Annotated in this window: 24 protein-coding genes; 13 read left to right on the top strand and 11 right to left on the bottom strand. The window is 65.7% G+C overall.

The features are described 5' to 3' along the window. Positions 1–615 precede the first annotated feature (615 nt). Positions 616–1,821: an NAD(P)-dependent malic enzyme gene (locus AD89_RS0114320; protein ID WP_025780018.1), complete on the top strand. Its 1,206-nt coding sequence runs from the start codon at positions 616–618 to the stop codon at positions 1,819–1,821. 272 nt (positions 1,822–2,093) lie between these two features. On the opposite strand, the gene AD89_RS0114315 is transcribed toward AD89_RS0114320, so the two are convergent. From AD89_RS0114315 to AD89_RS18750, 3 genes are all read right to left on the bottom strand, one after another. Further along, positions 2,094–2,516: an organic hydroperoxide resistance protein gene (locus AD89_RS0114315; RefSeq protein WP_025780016.1), complete on the bottom strand. Its 423-nt coding sequence runs from the start codon at positions 2,514–2,516 to the stop codon at positions 2,094–2,096. 148 nt (positions 2,517–2,664) lie between these two features. Continuing rightward, positions 2,665–3,144 (bottom strand): MarR family winged helix-turn-helix transcriptional regulator, encoded by a 480-nt coding sequence (locus AD89_RS20505; protein ID WP_025780014.1) that lies wholly within the window; start codon positions 3,142–3,144, stop codon positions 2,665–2,667. Between the two features lie 369 nt (positions 3,145–3,513). Then, positions 3,514–4,737, bottom strand: a complete 1,224-nt coding sequence (locus AD89_RS18750) for an SPFH domain-containing protein (RefSeq protein WP_231488700.1) — start codon at positions 4,735–4,737, stop codon at positions 3,514–3,516. 461 nt (positions 4,738–5,198) lie between these two features. Here AD89_RS18750 and nagB point away from each other — a divergent pair, with 461 nt between their 5' ends. Then, a complete protein-coding gene (nagB, locus tag AD89_RS0114295) occupies positions 5,199–5,981 on the top strand; it encodes a glucosamine-6-phosphate deaminase (protein ID WP_025780010.1) in 783 nt (260 codons plus the stop codon). Positions 5,982–6,211: 230 nt separating this feature from the next. On the opposite strand, the gene AD89_RS0114290 is transcribed toward nagB, so the two are convergent. Beyond that, positions 6,212–6,850 carry a TetR/AcrR family transcriptional regulator gene (locus AD89_RS0114290; RefSeq protein ID WP_231488698.1) on the bottom strand — a complete coding sequence of 213 codons (639 nt, stop codon included), beginning with the start codon at positions 6,848–6,850 and terminating at the stop codon, positions 6,212–6,214. Between the two features lie 190 nt (positions 6,851–7,040). Here AD89_RS0114290 and AD89_RS0114285 point away from each other — a divergent pair, with 190 nt between their 5' ends. The 8 genes from AD89_RS0114285 (at position 7,041) to AD89_RS0114245 (ending at position 15,635) form a co-directional block, all read left to right on the top strand. After that, complete coding sequence (locus AD89_RS0114285; RefSeq protein ID WP_025780006.1) at positions 7,041–7,913, top strand: CoA transferase; 873 nt, start codon at positions 7,041–7,043, stop codon at positions 7,911–7,913. Positions 7,914–8,073: 160 nt separating this feature from the next. Next, a complete protein-coding gene (locus AD89_RS0114280) occupies positions 8,074–9,228 on the top strand; it encodes an acyl-CoA dehydrogenase family protein (protein ID WP_025780004.1) in 1,155 nt (384 codons plus the stop codon). A 115-nt stretch (positions 9,229–9,343) separates the two neighbouring features. Beyond that, the gene (locus AD89_RS0114275; protein ID WP_025780002.1) at positions 9,344–10,423 is read left to right on the top strand and encodes a glycosyltransferase family 2 protein; all 1,080 of its coding nucleotides are present in this window, start codon (positions 9,344–9,346) and stop codon (positions 10,421–10,423) included. Further along, a complete protein-coding gene (locus tag AD89_RS0114270) occupies positions 10,420–11,337 on the top strand; it encodes a hypothetical protein (protein WP_025780000.1) in 918 nt (305 codons plus the stop codon). Before AD89_RS0114275 ends, AD89_RS0114270 begins: the two co-directional genes overlap by 4 nt. A 22-nt stretch (positions 11,338–11,359) precedes the next feature. After that, positions 11,360–11,821, top strand: a complete 462-nt coding sequence (locus AD89_RS0114265) for a DUF3151 domain-containing protein (RefSeq protein WP_025779998.1) — start codon at positions 11,360–11,362, stop codon at positions 11,819–11,821. Positions 11,822–11,932: 111 nt separating this feature from the next. Continuing rightward, on the top strand, positions 11,933–13,432 hold the full coding sequence (locus AD89_RS0114260) for an MFS transporter (protein WP_035320933.1): 1,500 nt from the start codon (positions 11,933–11,935) through the stop codon (positions 13,430–13,432). Between the two features lie 789 nt (positions 13,433–14,221). Beyond that, complete coding sequence (locus AD89_RS0114250) at positions 14,222–15,121, top strand: SMP-30/gluconolactonase/LRE family protein (protein WP_025779995.1); 900 nt, start codon at positions 14,222–14,224, stop codon at positions 15,119–15,121. A 268-nt stretch (positions 15,122–15,389) separates the two neighbouring features. Next, positions 15,390–15,635 (top strand): hypothetical protein, encoded by a 246-nt coding sequence (locus AD89_RS0114245; RefSeq protein WP_025779994.1) that lies wholly within the window; start codon positions 15,390–15,392, stop codon positions 15,633–15,635. 57 nt (positions 15,636–15,692) lie between these two features. On the opposite strand, the gene AD89_RS0114240 is transcribed toward AD89_RS0114245, so the two are convergent. Further along, complete coding sequence (locus tag AD89_RS0114240; RefSeq protein ID WP_025779992.1) at positions 15,693–16,037, bottom strand: ArsR/SmtB family transcription factor; 345 nt, start codon at positions 16,035–16,037, stop codon at positions 15,693–15,695. Between the two features lie 200 nt (positions 16,038–16,237). On the opposite strand from AD89_RS0114240, the gene AD89_RS0114235 reads away from it, so the two are divergent. Then, positions 16,238–17,314, top strand: coding sequence for an NADH:flavin oxidoreductase/NADH oxidase (locus AD89_RS0114235; protein WP_025779990.1), 1,077 nt, complete (start codon positions 16,238–16,240; stop codon positions 17,312–17,314). Between the two features lie 190 nt (positions 17,315–17,504). On the opposite strand, the gene crcB is transcribed toward AD89_RS0114235, so the two are convergent. From crcB to AD89_RS0114210, 5 genes are all read right to left on the bottom strand, one after another. Then, positions 17,505–17,882 (bottom strand): fluoride efflux transporter CrcB, encoded by a 378-nt coding sequence (gene crcB, locus AD89_RS0114230; protein WP_025779988.1) that lies wholly within the window; start codon positions 17,880–17,882, stop codon positions 17,505–17,507. Then, positions 17,879–18,421 carry a fluoride efflux transporter FluC gene (locus AD89_RS18745; RefSeq protein WP_025779986.1) on the bottom strand — a complete coding sequence of 181 codons (543 nt, stop codon included), beginning with the start codon at positions 18,419–18,421 and terminating at the stop codon, positions 17,879–17,881. The genes crcB and AD89_RS18745 overlap by 4 nt, the downstream gene beginning before the upstream one ends. Beyond that, positions 18,418–19,011, bottom strand: coding sequence for a universal stress protein (locus tag AD89_RS18740; protein ID WP_155807469.1), 594 nt, complete (start codon positions 19,009–19,011; stop codon positions 18,418–18,420). Before AD89_RS18740 ends, AD89_RS18745 begins: the two co-directional genes overlap by 4 nt. Before the next feature lie 234 nt (positions 19,012–19,245). Beyond that, positions 19,246–19,575, bottom strand: a complete 330-nt coding sequence (locus AD89_RS0114215; RefSeq protein ID WP_025779983.1) for a nuclear transport factor 2 family protein — start codon at positions 19,573–19,575, stop codon at positions 19,246–19,248. Positions 19,576–19,644: 69 nt separating this feature from the next. Beyond that, positions 19,645–20,400 carry an SDR family oxidoreductase gene (locus tag AD89_RS0114210; RefSeq protein ID WP_025779981.1) on the bottom strand — a complete coding sequence of 252 codons (756 nt, stop codon included), beginning with the start codon at positions 20,398–20,400 and terminating at the stop codon, positions 19,645–19,647. A gap of 63 nt (positions 20,401–20,463) precedes the next feature. Here AD89_RS0114210 and AD89_RS0114205 point away from each other — a divergent pair, with 63 nt between their 5' ends. Then, entirely contained in the window at positions 20,464–21,150 is a 687-nt protein-coding gene (locus AD89_RS0114205; protein ID WP_025779980.1) for a TetR/AcrR family transcriptional regulator, read from the top strand. A gap of 123 nt (positions 21,151–21,273) precedes the next feature. On the opposite strand, the gene AD89_RS0114200 is transcribed toward AD89_RS0114205, so the two are convergent. Then, positions 21,274–22,554, bottom strand: coding sequence for an aminotransferase-like domain-containing protein (locus tag AD89_RS0114200; protein WP_231488696.1), 1,281 nt, complete (start codon positions 22,552–22,554; stop codon positions 21,274–21,276). A 204-nt stretch (positions 22,555–22,758) separates the two neighbouring features. On the opposite strand from AD89_RS0114200, the gene AD89_RS18735 reads away from it, so the two are divergent. Beyond that, positions 22,759–23,289 carry a DinB family protein gene (locus AD89_RS18735; RefSeq protein WP_081770498.1) on the top strand — a complete coding sequence of 177 codons (531 nt, stop codon included), beginning with the start codon at positions 22,759–22,761 and terminating at the stop codon, positions 23,287–23,289. Positions 23,290–23,470 lie beyond the last annotated feature (181 nt).

Genomic DNA, 23,470 nt, shown 5'->3' with positions numbered 1-23,470 from the left:
GGTGAGGATTGCGGGGAAGATCTGCTGCGATTTCGGGGGAGGATACGCCTCCTCGGCGCTGACCCGTCGCTGCCGTGGAATGAGTCGGCCATCGGGACGTGCCTCCTCGGCGCTGACCCGTCGCTGCCACGGAATGAGTCGGCGCATCAAGGACGCGCCGCCTCGGTGAAGACGAAGGCCACAGCCCTCCCGCGGGGTCCAAAGGTCTGGAGAACGTGCCACCGAAACGGCGGGACAGCCTCGGCGAGGGCGGGGTTTTCGGGTGAAACGGGTCACAGCATCGGTTATGATGATCGGGTTGCCGGATGCGACCCATGAGGTCGGTACTCGCCACATGCGAGCCGTATCCGCACTGCGCGCAACCGCGTCGCCCTTCACCTAGGGCCACGTCGCGGGCCGCGTCGACGTCACCGCACCATCCTTCACTGGTGACCAGTTCTTCGCCCAGACCATCGCCAGCGCTCACGGCTGACCGTGTCCGCGCCGACCGATGGCCAGACGATCACTGCCGGCTGCGCCGATGATCCGATCATCGAGCGGAGTGCTCGCCCAGCCGAGTGCTCACGAGCTTCGTAAGCTCACGAACCGCCGCCGCATCAACCATGAGGATCAACCATGACGACCACCGCTCACAACTCCGCCGCCTCCGACCAGGGCTCGCAGGGCCCGATCACCGACGCCGAGATCTTCGAGGCACACGAAGGCGGCAAGCTCTCCGCCGAGCTCACCTCACCGCTCCAGACCCAGCGCGACCTCTCGATCGCGTACACCCCGGGCGTAGCCAAGGTCTGCACCGCGATCAAGGACGAACCGCAGCTGGCGCGCACGCACACGTGGACCGGCCGGCTCGTCGCGGTCATCTCTGACGGGTCGGCTGTGCTCGGCCTCGGTGACATCGGTCCGGCCGCCTCGCTGCCGGTGATGGAGGGCAAGTGCGCCCTGTTCAAGTCCTTCTCCGGGCTGAATGCGATTCCGATCGTGCTCGATACCAATGACACGGACGAGATCGTCGAAACGATCGTCCGGATGGCTCCGACCTTCGGCGCAATCAACCTCGAGGACATCTCCGCCCCACGCTGCTTCGAGATCGAGGACCGGGTCAAGGAAGCCCTCGACATCCCCGTCATGCACGATGATCAGCACGGCACCGCCGTCGTCGTCCTCGCCGCTCTGACGAACGCTCTGCGCGTGGTGAAGAAGTCCTTCGAGTCCGTCCGCGTGGTCGTCTCCGGCGCCGGTGCCGCCGGTGTGGCCGTGGTGAAGATCCTCGCCGACGCCGGTGTGAAGGACATCGTCGTCCTCGATTCCAAGGGAGTCGTCGAGTCCGGCCGCTCCGACCTGTCCGAGACCAAGCAGTTCCTCGCCGAGTCGACGAATCCGCGCGGAATCTCCGGTGGGATCGGCGAAGCCCTCGACGGTGCCGATGCCTTCATCGGCGTCTCCGGCGGCACCATCGACGAGGCGCACCTGGCCAACATGGCCGACGACGCGATCATCTTCGCTTTGTCGAACCCCAACCCCGAGGTGGTCCCCGACGTCGCGTCCAAGTACGCCACCGTGGTGGCCACCGGGCGCAGCGACTTCCCGAACCAGATCAACAACGTCCTCGCATTCCCCGGAATCTTCCGCGGTGCGCTCGACGCTGATGCGTCCGAGATCACCGACGATATGAAGCTCGTCGCCGCTCGTGCGATCGCCGATCTCGTCGGCGATGACCTCGAGCCCGGCTACATCGTGCCCGGCGCGCTCGATTCCCGTGTTGCCCCGGCCGTCGCCGAGGCGGTCGAGAAGTCCGCGCTCGAGGCGATGGCCGAGCGCTGAGGTCATAACGTCGCGCTGAGGTTCGCATGCGCCCGCTGAGGTTCGCATGCTTCAGCTGGTATCCGCTGATGTCAGCTGAGGTTTGGGTGGGGCAGGGTCTGCGGGCCGGCTGCTGAATCCTAACGGCGCTGAGGGGCGGGTGAAGAGAGATCTTCACCCGCCCCTCAGCTGTTGTTGCGGCCGGAGGTTCTGGCCCGCGCCGGCGCGCCGGAGTCGGTCAGCCGCCGGAGGGCTGCCGCCGACTCCCGGCAGCTGCGTTGCCGCGTTGCCGCTCAGTCGTCCGTGACGGTGATGGTGACGTCGATGTTGCCGCGGGTGGCGTTGGAGTACGGGCACACCTTGTGGGCCTTGTCGGCCAGCGCCTGGGCCTCTGCCTTGTCGAGGTGCGGGAGTGTGACCTCGAGTTCGGCGGCGAGCTGGAACCCGCCCTCATTGTCCTTGCCGATGCTCACGCGTGAGCCGACCGTGGAATCGTCGACGTTCGCCTTAGCCTGACCGGCCACGAGGCGCAGCGCTGAGTGATAGCAGGCCGCGTAGCCGACGGCGAAGAGCTGTTCGGGATTCGTGCCGTTGCCGCTGCCGCCCATCTCGGTCGGAGTCGCGAGATCGACATCGACCTTTCCGTCGCTCGTGCGTCCGTGGCCGTCGCGGCCTTCGCCTGTGGCCAGTGCTTCTGCTGTGTAGAGAGCCTTCATGATGTTTCCTTCCGTTGGTGGTGCATTGTCGGATCAGTGGTGATCAGTGGGGTCGGCGGTGATCAGTGGGGGTCGATGGTGAAATGCGGGTTCAGCGTTGCGGTACGGGGTCAGTGGCGCGCTGAGAATGCAGAGGTGGGGTGTGAGTTCAATGGTGCGGTAGGGGGTCGGGGGACTCGACCGGCGCGGGTTCCGCGCGCAGGTTCCTCGTCAGCGTGCGCAGAGTCTCCAGTAGCTCGGGCATCGACGCTGGGTCGAGGTTCGTGCGCTCACCGATCCGGGCCGGTACGCATTCGGCGCGTTCTTTGGCCGCTGCGCCCTCGGCGGTGGCGCGGACGAGAACTCTGCGCGAATCCTCGGCGGAACGATGGCGGGTGACGAAGCCGAGCGATTCGAGTCGTGACAGCAAGGGGGAGAGCGTGCCCGAGTCGAGCTGCAGACGCTCGCCGAGGCGCTTGACCGTCACACCATCGTCGTCGGAGCCCTCCTCCCACAGCACGAGCATCACCAGATACTGCGGATAGGTGATGCCGAGTTCGGCAAGGAGATCTTTGTACGACGCGGTCATAGCTCGTGACGCCGAATAGAGAGCGAAGCAGAGCTGCCGGTCGAGATCGAGCGCGTTCATGTGAAAAATGATTGCACACAATTCAATTGCGCACAACCAATAATCCCGAAAGGCATCGAGTTCCTAGGAGTCAGCCAGTTCACGGGAGGCGTCGATTGCCCAGGTGGCGGCGAGTTTCTAGGAAGAGAAGTTCCCAGGTGGCGGCGAGTTCCTGCGGGGAGGACCCCGCCGGTGGTGGAGTTCCCAAGTGGATTTCCGGGGGTGCGCATACGGATGAGGGGCGGGTGAAGATCACTCTTCACCCGCCCCTCGGCGGTGTGCGCTGAGCGGTGTCTGCCGGTTCAGCACTGCCGGCTCAGCTCTGTCGGCCGGTTCAGCTCTGCCGGCCCAGCGCTGCCGGCCCAGCGCTGCCGGCTCAGCGCTGCCGAATCAGCCCTGGTTGCCGCCTCGGCGGTTGCGCCACTGCTCGGCGGCGGCGCGAACGGCCGACTGGGCCGCGGAGCGCGGATCCGTGTGTCCCTGCTGACCGTGCTGACCTTGGCCCTGCCCCGGCTGGCCCTGTCCGCCTGCTCTCTGTCGGGAGCCGCCCTGGTTCTGTCCGCCGGCATACTGCCCGGACCGATCTGCCGGGGGAGTCGTCGGCTGCGGCGGGACGTTCGTGCCGCCGGTGCCGCCGGAGCTGCGCCTGGAGTCATCGCCCGCATCATCGCGGCCCTGCGGAGCGGGCAGATGCGAGCCTTCGTCGGCGGCATTCGCGGCGAACAGGGCGTTGCGGATCTCCTGCCCCATCTCGCCCAGGCCGCCCGGGTTCGACGGCATGAACAGCACGTTCGACCGGCCCTCCTGCGCGACGTTCTGCATCGTGTCGAAGTACTGGGTCATCATCAGCAGCTGCTCGGCAGTCTTGTGGATGCCCACCTCCTGGAGCAGTGCGTACTGTTCGGCGATGCCGTTGGCGATCGCCTTCCGCTGAGCGGCCACGCCTTCACCGTGCAGGCGCATCGCCTCGGATTCGGCCTGCGCCTGAGTCACGCGCTTGATCTTGTCGGCCTCGGCCAGCGACTGCGCGGCGACCTTGTCACGCTGCGCGGCGTTGATCGAGTTCATCGAATCCCGCACGCGCGGATCAGGGGTGATGTCCGTGACCAGAGTGCTCACGATCTTGAAGCCGTAGCGCTTCATCGACTCCGACAGTCGGCGCTCGACGTTTTCGGCGATGTCGTCCTTCGACTCGAACGCGGTGTCGAGCGTCAGTCCCGACAGTGCCGAACGGACGGTGTCGAAGACATAGGAGCGGATCTGCTCCTCCGAATTCGCCAGACGGTAATAGGCATCGGCGACGTTGTCCTCTTCGACAACGTACTGGACGGCGACCGGCACCGTGACGAAGACGTTGTCCTTCGTCTTCGACTCGATGTTGACCTCGAGCTGCTGGACGCGCAGCGAGATCGGCCTGCTCGTCGTCTCGATGAACGGCACCTTCGTGTTCAGTCCCGGCCGCGCGACCTTCTTGAACTTGCCGAACCGTTCGACGATGACGTTCTCCTGCGTCTTCACCGTGAAGAACACGCTCGTGCGCAGCTTCCCGAACAGCAGGACGGCGACGACGAGGATGATGATGACAACGGCGATGGTGACCGCCACTCCACTCATGACTCCTCCAATGGGTCGTGGTTGTCGGCCGTGCGACGACCGCTGACTCCTATCACTCTAGTAGTCATCGAGCGCCGCGTATATGACAAGGCCGCTGGTTCTCGTCTCGAGGGGGAGCTCATCACCGATACATCTGATGTCAGACGTAGACTGGAGGCTCAGCGTGGAACGACCACCGGCAGGTGATCATGGCGGATCCGACAGAGACCGGACGGAAAGTGACGACCTCCGACAGAATCAAGGCTCTCATTCTCTCCGATGGTCAGTGCACACTGCCGTCCTGCCCAAACTCAATGTAGCCGTGGCCTCCGACCTGGAGCAGACCGCGCAGGCCCAGGGCCTTATGCTCGAAGCGGCGGAATCCGGCGTGTCGAGGCTTTCCGCGCCGCGATCACCATCCACTATGAGCCGATCATGCGCCTTCGAACAGAAATGATTGACTGAACGCAGAAGGAGACAACATGGAAGTCGTCATCGCCGATGAATACACGCTGTCGGAACTCGCCGCCGACGCGATCGAGCGGCTGCTGCGCACCGAAGCCGCCCCGGTCATCGGGCTGGCCACCGGGTCGAGCCCGCTGCGCATCTACGATGAGCTGACCACCCGCCACAAGAACGAGGGTCTGTCCTTCGCTCACGCGCAGGCGTTCATGCTCGACGAATACGTCGGAATCGCCGACGAGCATCCGCAGCGCTATCGCAACGTCATCGACGCTGAGATCGCCACTCGCGTCGATTTCGCCGAGGGGGCCGTCCACGGCCCCGAGGGATCCGCCGATGACCTGGCGGCCGCCTCGGCGGACTATGAGCGAAAGATCGCCGAGGCGGGCGGGATCGACCTGCAGATCCTCGGGATCGGCAGCGACGGTCACATCGCGTTCAACGAACCCGGATCATCCCTGGCCTCGCGGACGCGAGTGAAGTCCCTGACGCATCAGACGCGGCTCGACAATGCGCGGTTCTTCGACGGCGACGTCGAGCAGGTGCCGAAACTGTGCCTGACCCAAGGGTTGGGCACGATCATGGAGGCGAAGCATCTCGTGCTCGTCGCGACCGGAGGCAACAAGGCCGAGGCAGTGCATCAGATGGTCGAAGGGCCGATCTCCGCGATGTGGCCGGCGACCGTGCTCCAGATGCACCCGCATGTCACGGTCATGCTCGACGATGCTGCGGCGTCGAGGCTGCAGCTCGGCGACTACTACCGCCACGCGTACGAGAACAAGCCGGAGTGGCAGAGCCTCTGAGGGCCTCGCCGCCAGGGAGCTCGCAGCCCTCGACCGTCTGGCCAGGCTCGTTCCGTCGGGTCGTTCACGCCGTGTTCCGTCGAGGGTGACGCTGTGGGATCCGGCCAGAGCTGCCGCGAAGGCGTGCTGGAAGGTCGGAGTGTCCCGGAGCGCCCATGCTCCCTGCTGACCACCCGGAGGGCGGCCGGCGTGATATCCGCGCAGGCGAGGGCGGGTGCAGTTGAGCTGGATCAATTCTGCGGTGTGCGCACGGTGATCGTCAGCTCCGGCTTGGCGGCCGGGCGCTCATCAGTGGGAAATGAGTCGACGACCTGATCGACGAGCGGCTGAAGGAACAGTCTGCCCAGCTGTCGGACCATGACGGTGACGACCTGATCGACGCGATCCCTGTCCGTCGAGGCGACGCCGCCCGAGCGCATCGAGTCGACACTCTGCAGCGAGAGCCGGGCCAGGCGTGTGATGAGAGTGCGATCGGCGGAGTCTTCGAGGAGTTCGCGACGCAGATAGCCGACGATGAGCGAGTTCGCCTTGAGCATCTGAGCCACCGCGGCATCACGCCCGGCGGTATCCGCGACGGAGTCCGGAGCTGCGGCATCGGCTTCGGTGATCGCTGCGGCGAATTGGTCGACGACCCAACCCTCGACGGCCGCCCGCAGTCCGTCCTTCGAGCCGAAGTGATGTGAGATCAGGCCGATGGCCACTCCCGCCTCGGAGGCGATCGCGCGCAGGGGAGTGCCGGCGAATCCGGTCGTGGCGAACTGATGGAGACCGGCATTGCGAATCCGGGCACGGCTCGTGAGATCTATCGCCGAGGAGTCGCCGGCGTCGGCGTTCCTGCTCTTGCGCTCCGCATTCATCGGCATATCCATGTCCTCACCTCTGTCGTCCGCGGCCATTCTCTCAGACCGTTGCTGTTGCCCTTTCTCCTGCCGATGCTCGTGCTCGTGTCGGTGTTCGTACCTGGAAACCGGAAACTTCTCGTCATATCATTGAACGTTCTTTCAATATCCTATACATTCATTCAGGAAAGTTGATTCGACTCGACCGGGGGATCCGCGAATGACCGCCTCTCAACCGCTCAGGGGAGTCACGGTGATCTCTCTTGCCGTCAATCTGCCGGGACCGCTGGCGGCAGCGCGCCTGCATGCTCTCGGTGCCCGGGTCATCAAGGTCGAACCGCCCGTCGGCGATCCCCTCAACCTGATGTTCCCCGCCTACTACCAGGAGCTCACCGACGGCCAGGAGATCCGCACCATCGACCTCAAAGATGATGAGGGAATCGAACAGCTCCGGACGCTCTTGGCCGCGGCCGACCTGCTGCTCACCTCGATGCGTCCCCGCGCAGCCGCCGCTCTCGGCCTGCCGGAACTCGTCGACGAACACGGGCTGGTCCACGTCGAGATCGTCGGCTTTGCCGGCGACCGCGCCGACGTCCCCGGCCACGACCTCACCTATCAGGCCGCTCACTCCACCCTCCTGCCCGGAACCATGCCCACAGTGCCCGTCGCCGATGTCCTCGGCGGCGAGCACGCGGCACTCCAGGCTCTGGCAGGGCTGCACGAACTCGAGACCCGACGCACTGCTGCCCAGGGTGCCGGTGATCAGGACGCGAACGGTCAGCACAGCGGCGGAATCGTCCGTCGCGTCGTCCTCGACCAGGCGGCCGAATGGGCGGCGGGACCGGCACGGCACAAAATGAGCACACCGGGAGGTCCCCTCGGCGGGGGAACGCCTTTCTATCGGACCTACTCGACGGCTGACGGTCATATTGCCGTCGCCTGCCTCGAGCCTCATTTCGCGAAGGCGCTGGCCTCCCTCGTCGGGTCCGAACACGAGGAACTCGAGAAGGCCTTCGCCGCCGAGCCGACGGCGTACTGGATCGACTTCGCAGCCGAGCATGATCTGCCCATTGAGCGAGTCGCTCTCGGCTGAACATCGCACACACGAATACCCCCCCCCACATGATCACCCGGAGCGCATCCCCGCACCAGCACCCCGCATCCCCCTCATCAGCACCTCCCACCACTGACCTCTCTGGGGCCGGCACGGCCCTTCGGAACCAACACGACGAGCAGATTCAGGAGACATCACAATGATTCTCGACGGATACCGCGGCGCCTGGGAAACCCAGGAGACCGACGACCTGCGTGATCTGGCACGCGGATTCTTCGCCAAGGAGATCGTGCCGCACGAGGCCCGCTTCGCCGAACAGAAGCAGGTCGATCGCGAAACGTGGACCCGGGCCGGCGATGCCGGTCTGCTGTGCATCTCGATCCCCGAAGAGTACGGCGGCGGTGGCGGCACCTTCGCCCACGAGGCGGTGCTCCTGCAGGAACAGGGGTTCGTCGGCGACACCGCATGGGGCAACAGCGTCCACTCGACGATCAACGCCCACTACATCAACGCCTTCGGCACCGAAGAGCAGAAGCGCAGGTGGCTGCCCCGCATGGCCACCGGCGAGCTCGTCTCGTCGATCGCGATGACCGAACCGGGCACCGGCTCGGACCTGCAGAACATCACGACCCGGGCGGTGCGTGACGGCGACGAATACGTCATCAACGGCGCCAAGACCTTCATCACCAACGGGTCCCACGCCGACCTCGTCATCATCGTGGCCCGCACGAGCGACGAGCCCGGTGCGAAGGGCGTTTCGCTCATCGTGGCCGAGGTCAACGATCTGCCGGGGTTCTCGCGCGGACGAGTGCTGGAGAAGGTCGGACTGCACGGACAGGACACGCGGGAGCTGTTCTTCGAGGACATGCGCGTCCCTGCCGAGAACGTCCTCGGCGGAGTCGAGGGCCGCGGGTTCATCCAACTCATGCAGCAACTGCCTCAGGAGCGGTTGGCGATCGCCGTCGGCGGTGCCGCGACCGCGGAATTCGCCGTCCGGGAGACCGTCGCCTATGCGAAGGAGCGGGAGGCCTTCGGCAGGCCCATCCTCGGTTTCCAGAACACGAAGTTCGTCCTCGCCGAGTGTGCCACCGAGGCATTGTCCGTCCGCACCTTCATCGACCACCTCACCAGCGAGCACATCAAGGGAACGCTGACGACAGAGCAGGCGTCGGCCGGGAAGTACTGGGCCACGGATGCCCAGAACCGGGTCGTCGACCGCTGCCTGCAGGTCTTCGGCGGCTACGGGTACATGGTCGAATACCCGATTGCTCGCCTCTACGCCGATGCCCGGGTGCAGAAGATCTACGGCGGTACGAACGAGATCATGAAGGAGCTCATCGCTCGGGGTCTGTGAGCCGGGCCCTGGCGCCAACGAGGCGTCCGGCACCAACTGGGCGTCCGGAGCGTGCGGGCCCCACCTGTACGCTCCCTCAAGACCGGGTGCGCGCGGGTATGGGAAGATTGAGGGCGTGTCGAAAGTACTTGAGATCCTGACCCCGGAGGGTCTTCCGCCGCTTAACCAGAAGCCCGGTGTCTCCTTCATCATGCCGGTCCTCAACGAGGCCGAGCACATCGAGCAGGCGATCACCACGATCCTCGCGCAGGAGTATGACGGGGGCAAGGAGATCGTGCTGGCTCTCGGTCCCTCGACCGACGATACGAATGCCATCATCGCATCGATGGCTGCGCGTGATCCGCGGATCCAGACGGTCGACAATCCGCAGGCCGCGACCCCGATCGGACTCAACCTCGCCATCGCCGCGACCCGGCACCCGGTGATCATCCGCGTCGACGCGCACTCCGGACTGAGGCCCGACTACACCAAGCAGGCCATCGAGACTCTGCGTGCGACGAAGACCGCGAACTGCGGCGGACTCATGCTCGCCCGCGGCAGGACCTCCTTCCAGAAAGCCGTGGCGCGGGCCTATATGTCCCCGGTCGGCCTCGGCGGTCCCGCGTACCACTCCGGCGACGAGGCGCAGGAAGCCGAATCGGCCTACCTCGGTGTCTATCGTCGGGAAGTGTTCGACCACCTCGGCGGGTTCGACGAAGGCGTCAAACGCGGTCAGGACTGGGAGCTCAACCTGCGCATCCGCACCGCCGGCGGCCGCATCTGGTTCAACCCCGACATGGAAGTCACCTATTGGCCGCGCGGCACCTGGGCGAAGATCGCCCAACAGTTCTGGGCCACCGGAATCTGGCGGGCCGAACTCATCCGCCGCTACGGACCCCAGAACTCGCTGCGCTACTTCGCCCCGCCGCTGCTCGTGCTCGGCATGAGCGCGGCCGTGATCGAGACCGTGCTCCAGCTGACGGGCACGACGAAGCGGTGGCCGAAGTTCCTCCGCCGGTTCACCTCGCTCATCCACGTGCCGAGCTTCGGCTACATCGCCGGAATCCTGGCCACCGCCTCGGCGGCGAAGGACTGCGGACGACGTGAGCGATTCTGGTTCGGCATCGTCCTGCCGACCATGCACCTGTGCTGGGGCGCCGGGTTCCTCCGGGGACTCGTCACCGGGGCCGGAACGACGAAGGACAGCAGCCGATGAGCAAGAAGAAGCCGAACCGGGCCCACCGGGACCGCTACGGTCGCGGCACCAATGATCCGCTGCCGAGCGTCGATCCCGAATCCCGCGAGCGGATTCCCGTGCCCGATCGTCCCGAGCCGAAGAAGTTCAACGCACCCCTGTGGGCCGGAATCATCGTCGTCGTCCTCGTCGCGGGCGTGTTCGCGATGAACCTCTTCGGCTCCGACGACCAGCTGACCGTCGATTCGCTCAACCCACCGGCCGTAGGCGCCCTCGACGGCGGATCGTCGGTGTACCCGGCGAACTCGAAGCTCGCCTTCACCGAGAACGTGAAGTTCGGCTACCTGCCCGCACCCACGCTCACCGCGCTGGGCGACGGCACGATCGTGGCCGCGAACCCGGAGACCGCCGCCGACGACATGGGTCTGAAGAAGAACCTCGACGAGCTCGACTCCGACGAATTCCTCGACCAGACCATCAAACCGGCCCGGAAGGACACGAGCCCCGGCGAGCCCATCACCTGGGACCAGATCGTCGACGAGTTCGGCGGGGACACCGTGTTCATGCCCGCCATCGACTCCACCGAGGTGGCCGCACCGGCATTGAAGACCATCACCGAGGCGGGGCTCGAGGATTCGACGCTCGTGCGCACCGATGACCCCGAGGTGGCCCGTGCCGCCGCCGATGCCGGAGTCGGCGCCATGTTCACCGGGGACGTGACGGCAACACGGAACGAGTCGCTTTCCGGTAGCGGATACACGGCCCTGGCCGTCGAGGCCGATGCCGCCGAGAAGTGGACCGGGGTCGACCTGGCCGTCTGGGCCACCGACGTCAAGGACGAGAAGCAGCTCGAGAAGCTCGCAGATGCCGGAGTCACCGGCGCGCTGAGTGAGAACCCGTACACAATCCTGCCGTCCGAAGTGAAGAAGAACTGACCTCGATAACCAAGGAGACGCAATGACTCAGCCCATCGGCAACCCATCGCATATCGGGAATCTGGATGCCAGCCAGCTCGGCCCGCAGCCGACCTACCTGCCGGACGACCACCCGGACGTCGACGCTCGCAAGCGCATCGACGCAGGTGAAGAGCCCATCGACGTGGCAGCCGCACTGCCGGCCTCATCCTTGGCGTGGGCGGAACTCGCCGATGAAGCGCATCAGGAGGGCCGCCTCGTCGACGCCTATGCCTACGCCCGCGTCGGCTACCACCGCGGGCTCGATGCCCTGCGTGCCGCCGGATGGCGCGGTGCCGGCCCGATCCCGTACTCGCACGAAGTCAACCGCGGATTCCTCCGTGCGCTCTACGCCCTCGGCCGTGCCGCCGGAGCGATCGGCGAAGGCGAAGAGGCCGCGCGCATCGAGGAGTTCCTGCACTCCTCCGACCCGACAGCCGTGGACGCCATCGGCCGCGGGGAGTAAGGGAGCAGGCCCGCCGCACCGTCGGCGGATACATCGGCCTCCGTGGCGCGTGAGCAAACGCACCACGGGGGCCGATTGTGCTTGTCGGCAGGGCGGCGTAGAACTATATGAATGGGTAATGTTTCCGAGACGGTCATGACGGCAGAGCAGCGCAAGATCCTGGCGGTGATGCTCGTCCCGATGTTCATGTCGCTGCTGAGCGTCTCGATCGTCAATGTCATCCTCCCCGACATGCAGCGCTCGATCGGCGCCTCGAACTCGGCGATCCAGTGGGTTCTGTCCGGCTATACGCTCGCCTTCGGCGTGCTCCTCGTCGCCGCCGGCCGAGCCGGCGACCTCTTCGGCCGTGGTCGGCTCTTCGTCATCGGCGTCAGTGTCTTCGCCCTCGGTTCCCTCATCTCGGGACTGTCCCCGGACCCGCTCGTGCTCAACATCGCCCGTGTCGTCATGGGCCTGGGCTCCGGCCTGCTCAGCCCCCAGGGCGTGGGGATGCTCCAGCAGTACTTCCACGGCAAGGTGCGCGGTCGCGCCTTCGGAATGTTCGGCACGATCGTCGGGGTCTCCGTGGGCATCGGCCCCGTCCTCGGCGGTGGACTCATCGCTGTCCTCGGCGACGAGTGGGGATGGCGTTCGGCGTTCCTCATCAACGTGCCGATCGCCTTGACCGCAATCATCCTCGGTCGGTTCTGGCTCCCGAGGAGCGCCTGGGTCGGCGCCGGCACTGGGTCCGACACCGATTCCGAGTCCGGTGCCGACTCCGACTCGCACGGCCGACGCCGCGCCGACTTCGACCCGGTCGGGCTCGTTCTGCTCGGCGTCGGCACGCTGCTGGTCATGCTGCCCTTCCTCGAGCGCAGCGCAGGTGCTTGGATCTATGCCCTCGTCCCCGTCGGCGTCGCCGTCGTCTGCCTGTGGGTGCGATGGGAGAACCGATACTCTCGCCGGGGCGGATCACCGATGGTCGATATGCAGCTGTTCCGGACACGCAGCTTCGCCTACGGGGCATCGCTGACGTCCATGTATTTCGTCGGAATGCCCGGCATCTGGGTCATCGTCGCGCTCTACCTGCAGAACGGTCTCGGATTCCCCGCCCTCCACGCGGGCCTTGTCGGTCTGCCCTCGGCGCTGCTGTCGGCCATCGCAGCACAGGCAGCCGGCCGGGTCGTGCTCACCTTCGGCCGGAAGATGGTCGTCCTCGGGGTGGCGATCGGTCTGACCGGGGTCGTCGCCTCGGCGCTGCTCGTACTGGCACATGAGGCCTGGGGGATCAGCATCTGGTGGCTGCTGCTGACGCTCGGGATCACCGGCCTCGGGCAGGGAATGGCGATCAGCCCGAACCAGACGCTCACTCTGGCCGAGGTGCCCGTCGAGTACGCGGGCAGCTCCGGCGGTGTGATGCAGACCGGGCAGCGGGTGGGTACGGCCATCGGCATCGCGATCGTCACCGCCGTGTTCTTCGTCGTCCAGCCTCTCGCCGGCTACGGCGCCGCCATCGTCGCGGGCTTCGGATTCATCGCGCTCGTCATCGTCTTCGCCGGAATCATCGGACTGGTCGATCTCGCGCGCGGTCGGGCCAAGGCCCGGCAGGAGAGGCAGCCGGTCAGCAGCTGACGCCCGGTCTGACGGCATCGTCGATTTCCACGTCGAGGTGCTCAATCAGAACGACGCGGTCCTCCCGATTGCGACTTAAGTGGATCCAGATTGCTCGTCTACTCGTAAGCAGCGGGCAATCTGGCCCCACTTAAGTTTCGTCAGCGGGAGGAGAGAGGCTTGCTTGCGTAGGGGAGAGCGTCGCTCGCCCGCTTCGGCCGCGTCTGAGCGGAGGCGACTCGGGCGGGTCAGTCGCGAGATTCAGGGGCGGTCGCCTCGGCGCGTTCGATGTCCTGGGCGGCGAACACGGCGTCGAGGAGGCCGGGGAAGCAACTCACGCTCGCCTGCCCAACGGCCGATGATGCGGGCGTCTCGGTCGGCCAAAATGATGGTCACCGAGGCGTCCTGCAGCTGAGCCGACAATCGGTCGAGGACCGGACGGGCTGCCAACAGCACCCGATTGTCCGGAATGCCTTCGTCGGTGAAGGGCAGCTCTCTGGCGGAACTGCTGACTCCGATGACCTGACAACGGCGCCATGACCGATCGATCTCGGCCCGGATAGCCGCCGAATCAGGAAGCGCCTGCGCGTCGAAGTCAGCGACAGGCTCTGCTGCGGCTGCGGTTCTGTGGCGAGCGGCTGTGCTCAATGTCAACACCTCGATGTGTTCGATGACTGACGGCCTTGGCTGGGACCTTCAGTTCTACAGTTGCCGCTTCAGCAGCGAAGTGTCCTAGAATGCAACAACGGCGGCTGGGAGGCCGTGTCACACGGTGAGTGCAAAGACGGACAGCAGAAAGCAGGTGTCGCAATGAGTGGAAACGAGATCTCGGAAGTCGCCAAGGGATTCACCTACCTCGAGTGCCCGCGGTGGCATGATGGTCGACTGTGGTTCGTGGACTTCTATACGTTCACGGTCAACGCGGTCAATGACGACGGGAGCATCGAGGAAATCGCCGTCGTCGATCAGCAGCCCGCAGGTCTGGGCTGGCTGCCGGATGGGCGGATGCTCATCGTGTCGATGAAGGACCGCAAAATCCTCCGCCGCGAGACCGACGGGTCGCTCGTCGAGCACGCCGACATCTCCGCCCACTGCTCCGGCCACGCCAACGACATGGTCGTCGCGGAGAACGGGCAGGCCTATGTCGGAGAATTCGGGTTCGACCTCATGGGCGGGGCCGACCACGAGTTCGCCAATGTCATCCTCGTCAACACCGACGGCACCTCCCAGGTCGTCGCCAGCGGACTCTCGTTCCCGAACGGCATGGTCATCACCCCTGGCGGGAAGACCCTGATTATCAACGAACTCTTCGGCAACAAGATCACCGCCTTCGACATCGAGGCGGATGGAACGCTGGGCAACAAGCGGGATTTCGCGAACTTCGGTGAGATCGGCGATGAGCCGAACGTCGCCAAGCGGATCGAAGCCGCGACGATCGTCCCTGACGGGCTCGCGCTCGATGCAGAGGGCGCGGTGTGGATCGCCAACACCGTCAACCAGAAGGCCACTCGCATCGCCGAAGGCGGCAAGGTTCTCGAGGAGGTCAATACCGCCCCGGACGGAATCTTCGCCGTTGCGCTCGGAGGCGAGGACGGCAAGACGCTCTTCCTGTGTGCGGCCCCCGACTGGGATGAAGGCGCACGCAGCAAAGCGCGCGAGGGACGCATGCTCGCAACAACCGTCGACGTCCCTCACGCAGGCAGGCCCTGAGTCCTACAGCCGACGCTTGGGACACCCCGCCGAGGCGGTCGTGCCGTCATCGATGCCGACATCGATGACGGTGCGACCGCCTTTCGTCGTGCCCGGATGCGGCTGGGCCTTCGCTCCCGCACGGACGAGCTGAGCCGCCTCGGCGAGGACGGAGATCTACGGCATCTGTCGTCATTTGACGACAAGGTGACTGACTGACTCGATATAGGACACCGCGGGGGTCGACGGCGAATCTATCGTCGAATCATCCGGGCAGACGAACGACCGATTGAAAGGCATCTCGCGCTTCGAGTCCACCGCCGAGGTCGAGCGGGAGTGGCGTGCCCATGTCGACGACCTATTCGTCAATTCCCTGTTCCCCAAGGCAGAGTCGTGGTTCTGGGGCGCCAACGTTCCCGGCAAGCCCGCGCAGATGCTCAACTATTCGGGTGGCGTTCCCACCTACCTCGAGCGGTGGGACGAGGTCAAGCGCGACGGCTACGCCGATTTTGAGTTCGATCGTGAGCATACTTAACTGTCGTTCGCGGGCACAGGTGCCTGTTCGTGCAGGCGCTGTGGCGACTCGGCCGGGTCAGGCTTGAGGATCGGGGGCGGTCGCCCCGGCGCGTTCGATGTACTGGGCTGCGAACACGGCGTCGAGGAGGCCGGGGAAGCGAGCGTCGAGATCGTCCTTGCGCAGGGAATTCATGATCTTCGTGCCCTCATATTCCTGTCGGATCACGCCGGCTTCGCGCAGAGTGCGGAAGTGGTAGGTCGCCGTGGACTTCGACACCGGCAGCTCGAAGGTCGCGCACGCATGATCGCCGAATGCGTCGTTGAGCTTGCAGGCAACGGTCCGACGGACCGGGTCGGCCAGCGCGGCCAGAACCGCGTCGAGTCTCATCTCGCCCCTGCTGGGGTGGTCGAGTGTGCGCATAAGGACCCTCCCTTCTCGCCATCGTGTCGGTCAGCGTCGGTGGATGTCGTCTGAACAGCCGCCGATCACAGGTAGCGCCGTATCTCTCCCATTGTACGAAACATTTGGTAGTACGAAATTCATCGTAGTAGAGTGCGAACCCGAAGTACGAAGAATCTCATACTTCTGGACGATCATTCTCGACGAGATCACGAGGTCTTATGTCTCATCTGCTGTTCGAACCGCTCACTCTGCGCGGACTGACCTTCCGCAACCGCATCTGGGTTCCGCCCATGTGCCAGTACTCCGTCGAGGCTCTCGACGGCGTTCCCGCACCGTGGCACACCGTCCACTACGGCGCCATGGCCAGGGGAGGCGCGGGAGCCGTCATTGTCGAAGCCACCGGCGTCACTCCCGAGGGGCGGATCTCGGCGAAGGACCTGGGGCTGTGGAACGACGCGCAGCGCGACGCCTTCGCCCCCATCGTCGACTTCCTTCACTCGCAGGGCGCCGCCGCGGGCATCCAGCTCGCCCATGCCGGCCGCAAGGCCTCGACATATCCCGAGTGGGGGACCGACCACGACGGCAGCCTGCCCGTCGACGAAGGTGGTTGGCAGACCGTGGCTCCGTCCGCGTTGGCCTTCGAGGGCCTCGCCGAACCGCGTGCCCTGACTGAGACGGAGATCGCCGAGGTGGTCGCGGCCTTCCGGTCCTCGGCCCGCCGGGCGATCGAGGCCGGGTTCGACTTCGTCGAGATCCACGCCGCGCACGGATACCTCCTCCATGAGTTCCTGTCGCCGCTGAGCAATACGCGCACCGACTCCTACGGCGGAACATTGGAGAACCGGGCCCGTCTGCTGCTCGAAATCGTCGATGCCACCCGCGCCGAGGTGGGCGAGGACGTTCCCGTGTTCGTGCGCCTGTCCGCAACGGACTGGACCGACGGTGGGCTCACACTCGACGACACCGTCCACGTCGCCGGATGGCTCAAGGAACACGGCGTCGACCTCATCGACGTCTCCTCCGGCGGCAATGTGATGGCGTCGATTCCCGTCGGTCCCGGCTACCAGACGACCCTGGCCGTCGGCGTGCGTCAAGGGTCGGGCCTGCCGACCGCGGCAGTGGGAATGATCAACGAACCGTTCCAGGGCGAGCACATTCTGGCCACCGGTCAGGCCGATGCGATCCTTGTGGGCCGCGAACACCTGCGTGACCCGAACTTCGCGCTGCGCGCCGCCGGCGCCCTGCGCTTCGACATCGACTACCGCCCGGCTCAGTACCACCGCGCCTATCAGTGAGCTGAGCTCAATTCGCTGGAGCGGCTCGGTGCTCATACGCTGACGGCCCAGTTGAAGTTGAATAGCACATGTTCAAATGTGTGCTCTTCGACTTCAACTGGGCCGTTCGGCGTCTGGCGTCTGCGCGGTCAGCGCCTCGCCGAGGGGGAGCGTCTGGAGATGTGGCTAAGTCCAGAACGGTCGGTCGCTGCTAAGCCAGCCCGCCGAGCCACAGCCCGATCGCCGCGGCCGTCGTGGCGAAGACGAGGGTGCCCAAACCATTGACCAGGCCGGCGACCCAGCGGCGTTCCTGGAGAAGCCGAACAGTCTCGAAGCTCGCCGTCGAAAACGTCGTATAGCCGCCGAGGAATCCCGTGCCGAGCACCAAGTGCCAGGCTTCCGGCAGCAGGTTCGCTCCGGCCAGTCCGGTCAGCAGTCCGAGCACGAGCGACCCCGAGACGTTGATGATGATCGTCCCCCACGGCAGGGCCGTGCTCATCCGGGACTTGATGAGTCCGTCGAGCAGCATCCGTGACGAGGCGCCGAGCCCGCCGGCGGCGGCAAGAGCGATGAAGACCAGCGGCGTCATCGGGCACTTCCCGGGTGAGGGTTCGTGGAGACATCGGGACCGGCATCCGCGGCGTCCTCGTCCCAGGCATCGGGGTCGATCGGCAGATCGGCGGCCCCCTCGTCGACCTCACTGCCGCCTCGGCGCAGCGCCGTCGCCGTGGCGATGCCGGCGAACGTGGCGAGACCGCCGATGAGCACCGTGCCCACCCCGTAGGCCAGACCGACACCGGGGCTGCTCGCACCGCCCGGACCCGCGCCGAGGAGGCCCGCCGTATCCGCGGCCAGCGCACTGTACGTGGTGAACCCGCCCATGAAACCGGTGCCCACGAGGATCCGGGTTCTGCGGCGCCATCCGTCATCGGGACCGCTGCGCGCCAGGGAATCCAAGAGAAGACCGAGTGCGAACGCGCCGAGGACGTTGAGCGTGAGGATCGCCCACGGCACATCGCCGAGGGACGGCAGGCTCAGACTGACCGCCTCGCGTGCCGCGGTTCCGAGCGTGCCGCCGACGAATGCGAGCCCCAGATAGGACAGGCGCAGGTGGACCGGCCGGGTCACTGCCCGGCCTCGTCGGTCTGAGATTCAGCAGCGGGGGAGGCGCCTGGTGTCGGCGACGTCGCAGCAGCTTCGGGGGCATCCATGCCCTCGGCGCCTGCTGCCAGCGGAACGACGACGAGCGGGCGATGCTGGTGCCTCGACAGCTGGATCGCGACCGAACCGTTGAAGAACTCGTGCAACGATCCGCGGACACCTGCGCGACGGACGCCGAGGACGATCATGCGGGCATCGAGTGCCTCGGCGAGCCGGTCGAGTTCCTGTGCCGGCGACCCGGCCAGCGCGCGAGTCGACCAGGCGACATTTGTGCCTTCCAGCGCGGCAGCGATACGGTCCTGGAGTTCGGGGTCGAATTCGGTGGTCGCCTCGTCGGTGGTGTCGGGATCGATAGGCATCGAGAGCACGGAGCCGTCGGGACGAGTCTCAACGGTGTAGCGGGAGTCGTCGACGTGGGCGCAGACGAGCTCGGCGTCGAAGTGGGCGGCGTAGTCCGCGGCGGCGGCGATCACCTCGGCGGGCTGATCGGGGACGACGCCGAGGATGATGCGGGCGCGCGGCGGCCCGTCGTATATCGGATCGGGGCTGGCGGTCATGGTCTCTCCTACCTTTCGGGCATGCTGAAGCCGGTCGAGGTAGGGACTGTTGTCGAAGACGAACACCGAGGTTCCGCTTCCGAGGTTGGGTACGGCGAGCCCCACCGCCGTGCCGCGCAGTCGCGACACCAATATTGTGCCACAGGACCATAGCGAAAGGGCCGTCGGATGGCCGGCATCCGAAGATGGCCGGCATCCGACGGCCCCCGCTGGGGTATCAGCGCTCGCCGAGCCTCAGCCTTCGCGGATCGTCATCCGGCTCAGTTTGTCGCCGTCGATGACGAAGCCGAACGATGACCGGCCGTTGGCGTGCGTGGAGCGCCAATCGCCGACGACGATGACGTCGTTTCCGTCGACGGTGACCTCCTCAGGCGTGAGGATGCCGGTTGCGCCGATGAACTCCTTGTCGCTCCACGCTTTGATGGCCTCTCGGCCCTGGAACTCGCGGCCCCAGTCATCCACGACTCCGTCAGAGGTGAATGCGTCGAGGAAACCCTGGTCATCGTGAGCGTTGACGGTGTCGATGAATCCGGCGACCGGTTCGGGAATCTGCACATCTGACATGTGTGCTCCTGTGGTTTTGAGAGGTGGTTGTCGGATGGGTGCTCAGGGGACGGAAGTGTCCTGTCCGCCTCAGCGAGTGGTGTAGCCGCCGTTGGCGAAGATCGTCTGGCCGGTGATCCAGCTGCCTTCCGTGGCGAGGAATCGCACGATCGGTGCGATGTCCTCGATCCGGGTCAGACGGTTGCCCATGCCCTGCGATTTGTGGAACTCCACTCGTTCCGGAGTCTCCTGACCGTAGAAGAACGGAGTGTCCATGGGCCCGGGTGCGATGGCGGTGACGGAGATGCCGCGGTCGGCATATTCCTTCGCTGCGGCTCGGGTGAAGTGCTCGACCGGACTCTTGCCGCCGGCATAGGTCGAATAGCCGTCGGTGAACGCGGCGAGCAGGGCAGTGACGATGGTGACGATCTTCCCATTGTCGGCAAGGTGTCTGCCTGCTTCCTTGATGAAGAAGTAGGCGGCCTTCGCGTTGATGTCGAACATCGCGTCGTACTCGTCCTCGGTGGTCTCCGCAATGGGCTTGCGCAGAACCTTGCCAGTCGTGTTCACCGCGATATCGATGGGCCCCAGCGCAGAGACGGCATCGTCGAAGAGCCTCTCGACGGTGGCGGGCTCGGTGAGATCTCCGGTGAGCAGAACGCCCTTCGATCCGCTGGCCTCGACGGCCGCGAGTGTCTCTTCGGCCTCCGGGCGCGTTGATTCCGAGTTGTAGTGGACGGCGATATCGGCTCCGGCCGCGGCGGTCTGTCGAGCAATGAGTCCGCCGAGGTTCTTCCCGCCTCCTGCGATGAGGATGGTCTTGCCTTGCAGAGTCTGTTCGGTCATGGTTTCAACCTCCGTATCGTTGTTACATCGGACTATATCGACGGTACACTATAATATAGCGATATGACAGAAGTTGAGGAAACGGATACACGGACCCGTCTGCTCGAAGCGGCCGCCGACCTCATTGCCGCGGCGCCCGGAGAGGACTTCTCTCTGCGGGCGGTCTGCGACGCGGCGGGGGTCAAGATGCCCACTCTGTACCATTTCTTCGGCAATAAGCAGGGGCTGATCGAGGCCGTCGTCGAGCGTGGCTTCGACATGTATCTGTCGGCCAAATCCTCGACCGAATCCAGTGGCGACCCGATTCAGGATCTGCGTCTGGGCTGGGATGCTCACGTCGCCTTCGGCCTGGAGAATCCGGGTTTCTACACCCTCATGTACGGCAAGGTCAGGCCCGGCTATTCGCCCGAGGCGCAGTCGAAGCCGAGTGAGATTCTGCGCGGTCTGACGCTCAAAGCGGAACAGGAAGGACGGCTCGTCGTCGGCCACGAGCGGGCGGCCGCTCATGTGCTCGCCACGAATATCGGAGTCACATTGCGACTGATCATTCAAGGCAGGAACGATCCCGAACTTTCAGCAGGAGTGCGTGAAGGCGTCCTCGCCGCCATCACCGGAACCGGACAGACGGAACCGGGCGACGGTCGTCTGGGTCACGCTGTCATCGAACGTGCTGCGGCGAATCCGGACATCCTGGGCGAAACGGAGACTCAGCTCCTCATCCAGTGGATCGGCCGCCTCGGCGAGGTCTGAAAACGGTCGCCGAACGGGCGGCCGCGCCCGCCTGTTCGGCCGAGGCGGGGCCGTCGGTGCGGGAGCGCTCGGACGTCGTGGTCGAGCGAGGTCGGAGCCGCCTCGGCGAAGGTGTCGTCGGAATCAGCGCTCTGCGCGGTAGCGGTCGACGGCAAGGCGGAGGCGCTGCAGGCCATCGTCGATGCGGTCTGGAGCCGCCGAGGCGAAGCACAGCCGCAGCGCGTTCGAGAAGTTCCCGGCCGGGGAGAACGCGGGGCCGGGGATGTAGGCCACACCTTCCTCGAGTGCGGTGGTCATGAGGTCTTCGGTGTTGATGGATTCGTCCTCGAAGGTCACCCACAGGAAGAATCCGCCGTCGGGATTCGTGGCTCGGATCTCGCCGGGGAAGAGGCGGGCCAAGCCCTCTGACATCGCGATCTTCCGGTCGCGGTAGGCCTTGCGCAGGACCTCGACGTGGGAGTCAGCACCGCCTTCGGCCAGCCAGCGGGCGATGAGGTGCTGGTTGGGAACGGGGGCGCAGGAATCCATTGTCTGTTTGGCGTTGACGGCGAGTTCGCGGACCTCCGGGTCGACGTCGATCCACCCGACCCGCAGGCCCGGGGCGACGAATTTCGAGAAGGTGCGCACCCCGAAGATGAGGGGATCATTCGGGCTGAGGTCGCTCAGCGCCGGCAGGGACTGGCCCTCGAAGCGGAGCATCCCGTACGGATTGTCCTCGATGATGACCGAACGGTGGCGGTGAGCGAACTCGAGCAGGCGTTCGCGACGCGGCAGCGACATCGTCACTCCGGCCGGGTTCTGGAAGGTCGGGACGGTGTAGATGACCTTCGGGGCGCGCCCGGTGCGCTGGGTGTGCTCCTCGAGGGCGTCGATCTGCATGCCTTCTTCGTCGACGGGGATCTCGAGGATCTCCGCCTCATAGCTCATGGCCGTCGCCGAGCCGTTCGTATAGGTCGGCGACTCACAGGCGACGAGGTCGCCGGGGGTGACGAAGAGTTTGAACCCGAGATCGAGCCCCTGCATGCCGCCGGAGGTGATGAGGAGACGGTCGAGGTCCCCCTGCTGTTCGAGCGGGATCTGTCCGGTGGCGGCGAGGTAGTCGTGGAGGGCTTCGATGAGGATGGGCTCGCCCTTCGTCTCCCCGTAGGTGAAGTTCTCCGGAGAGAAGACGTCCGAGGCGATGCGGGCGAAGTCCGCGGCCGGGAGCATGTCCGGTGCCGGCGCACCCATGCCGAACTTGACGATGTCATGGTGATATTGGGCGAGCACCGTGGTGGAGGCATCGATGACGGAGCCGACGAGCTGATCGCGGCGGCGGGCGTAGGGCAGCGCGGGGGACTGCGACTGGTTCTCGGGCTGGTTCTGCGAAGCACTCGTGGCCGGATGCATTGACGTGGTGGACATGAGCGACCTCCTCTGAGCGGTGATGCCCTGAAGCCGACGGCTCCGGCGACAATGCCAAGGCTCCTGCCCGAACGACGGTGTACGTGGGTCACTTCAGCATAGGGGTGGGGGACGTGGCGGACAAGGATGCTGATCGCCTGCGATTTCGGGCGAGTCGTCGATCGGATCGGTCCTCCCACGCCGAGGCGGCTCTACAGTGGGGACATGACAGGTGCAGACGCCGACGGCGGCAGTAGGGCTATCAGACCCACCGATGTGCGCGAGTCCGACCTCGGCGTGCAGTTCACAGCGTTCATCGACGAACACCGACAGCACCTGCTCGGGAGTCTCGACGACCTGAGCGAAGACGAGGCGAGGCGGTCCCTGGTACCGAGCAGAACCCGCCTGCTGTCTCTGCTCAAACATGCGGTGTTCGTCGAAACCGTCTGGTTCGGTGAGGCGGTCACCGGTCGGAGCCGGGTCGACTACGGGCTGCCGCACGACTCCAAGGACTCTTTTCTCCTCGATTCCTCGGACACGATCGCCAGCGTTTCGGCTGACTATCGGGCCGCCGTGGAGCGGTCGCATTCGGCGATCGAGGGAATGGATCTCGACACCGTGCTCACCGGCCATCGGGCGGGACCGATGCCGCTGCGATGGGTCCTCCTCCACGTCCTGCGGGAACTCGCGCAACACTGCGGGCACGCGGATATCCTCCGCGAGCAGATCCTCGCCGAGCGGGAGAGACGCGGCTGAGCTCTGCGCGTTAGGGGGAAGGCTGCCTCGGTGGTTCGGGGCGGTGCCCGACGGGGCACCACCTCGGCGATATGATGCGCCCGAGTGAGTACGGTCCCGTGGGCGAGCGCCGCGGCCGGCGTCGTCGGCTCGGATCAGCCCTGAGTATGATGTGAGCCCCGGCGGCGCAGAACTACCATGG

The sequence above is a fragment of the Brevibacterium sp. VCM10 genome (assembly GCF_000583215.1).
In the GTDB taxonomy this organism is placed as follows: Bacteria; Actinomycetota; Actinomycetes; order Actinomycetales; family Brevibacteriaceae; genus Brevibacterium; species Brevibacterium linens.
This window is presented reverse-complemented; position numbering and strand designations above follow the sequence as displayed.

Coding starts and splice junctions, on each gene's coding strand:
- AD89_RS0114265 (WP_025779998.1), top strand. CDS start 11,360: ATGACTCAGCCCATCGGCAACCCATCGCATATCGGGAATCTGGATGCC.
- AD89_RS18740 (WP_155807469.1), bottom strand. CDS start 19,011: ATGACCGCCAGCCCCGATCCGATATACGACGGGCCGCCGCGCGCCCGC.
- AD89_RS0114235 (WP_025779990.1), top strand. CDS start 16,238: ATGTCTCATCTGCTGTTCGAACCGCTCACTCTGCGCGGACTGACCTTC.
- AD89_RS0114260 (WP_035320933.1), top strand. CDS start 11,933: ATGGGTAATGTTTCCGAGACGGTCATGACGGCAGAGCAGCGCAAGATC.
- nagB (WP_025780010.1), top strand. CDS start 5,199: ATGGAAGTCGTCATCGCCGATGAATACACGCTGTCGGAACTCGCCGCC.
- AD89_RS0114320 (WP_025780018.1), top strand. CDS start 616: ATGACGACCACCGCTCACAACTCCGCCGCCTCCGACCAGGGCTCGCAG.
- AD89_RS18735 (WP_081770498.1), top strand. CDS start 22,759: ATGACAGGTGCAGACGCCGACGGCGGCAGTAGGGCTATCAGACCCACC.
- AD89_RS0114240 (WP_025779992.1), bottom strand. CDS start 16,037: ATGCGCACACTCGACCACCCCAGCAGGGGCGAGATGAGACTCGACGCG.
- AD89_RS0114210 (WP_025779981.1), bottom strand. CDS start 20,400: ATGACCGAACAGACTCTGCAAGGCAAGACCATCCTCATCGCAGGAGGC.
- AD89_RS18750 (WP_231488700.1), bottom strand. CDS start 4,737: ATGAGTGGAGTGGCGGTCACCATCGCCGTTGTCATCATCATCCTCGTC.
- AD89_RS0114285 (WP_025780006.1), top strand. CDS start 7,041: ATGACCGCCTCTCAACCGCTCAGGGGAGTCACGGTGATCTCTCTTGCC.
- AD89_RS0114205 (WP_025779980.1), top strand. CDS start 20,464: ATGACAGAAGTTGAGGAAACGGATACACGGACCCGTCTGCTCGAAGCG.
- AD89_RS0114215 (WP_025779983.1), bottom strand. CDS start 19,575: ATGTCAGATGTGCAGATTCCCGAACCGGTCGCCGGATTCATCGACACC.
- AD89_RS0114270 (WP_025780000.1), top strand. CDS start 10,420: ATGAGCAAGAAGAAGCCGAACCGGGCCCACCGGGACCGCTACGGTCGC.
- AD89_RS0114250 (WP_025779995.1), top strand. CDS start 14,222: ATGAGTGGAAACGAGATCTCGGAAGTCGCCAAGGGATTCACCTACCTC.
- AD89_RS0114200 (WP_231488696.1), bottom strand. CDS start 22,554: ATGTCCACCACGTCAATGCATCCGGCCACGAGTGCTTCGCAGAACCAG.
- AD89_RS0114290 (WP_231488698.1), bottom strand. CDS start 6,850: ATGGATATGCCGATGAATGCGGAGCGCAAGAGCAGGAACGCCGACGCC.
- AD89_RS0114315 (WP_025780016.1), bottom strand. CDS start 2,516: ATGAAGGCTCTCTACACAGCAGAAGCACTGGCCACAGGCGAAGGCCGC.
- AD89_RS20505 (WP_025780014.1), bottom strand. CDS start 3,144: ATGAACGCGCTCGATCTCGACCGGCAGCTCTGCTTCGCTCTCTATTCG.
- crcB (WP_025779988.1), bottom strand. CDS start 17,882: ATGACGCCGCTGGTCTTCATCGCTCTTGCCGCCGCCGGCGGGCTCGGC.
- AD89_RS0114280 (WP_025780004.1), top strand. CDS start 8,074: ATGATTCTCGACGGATACCGCGGCGCCTGGGAAACCCAGGAGACCGAC.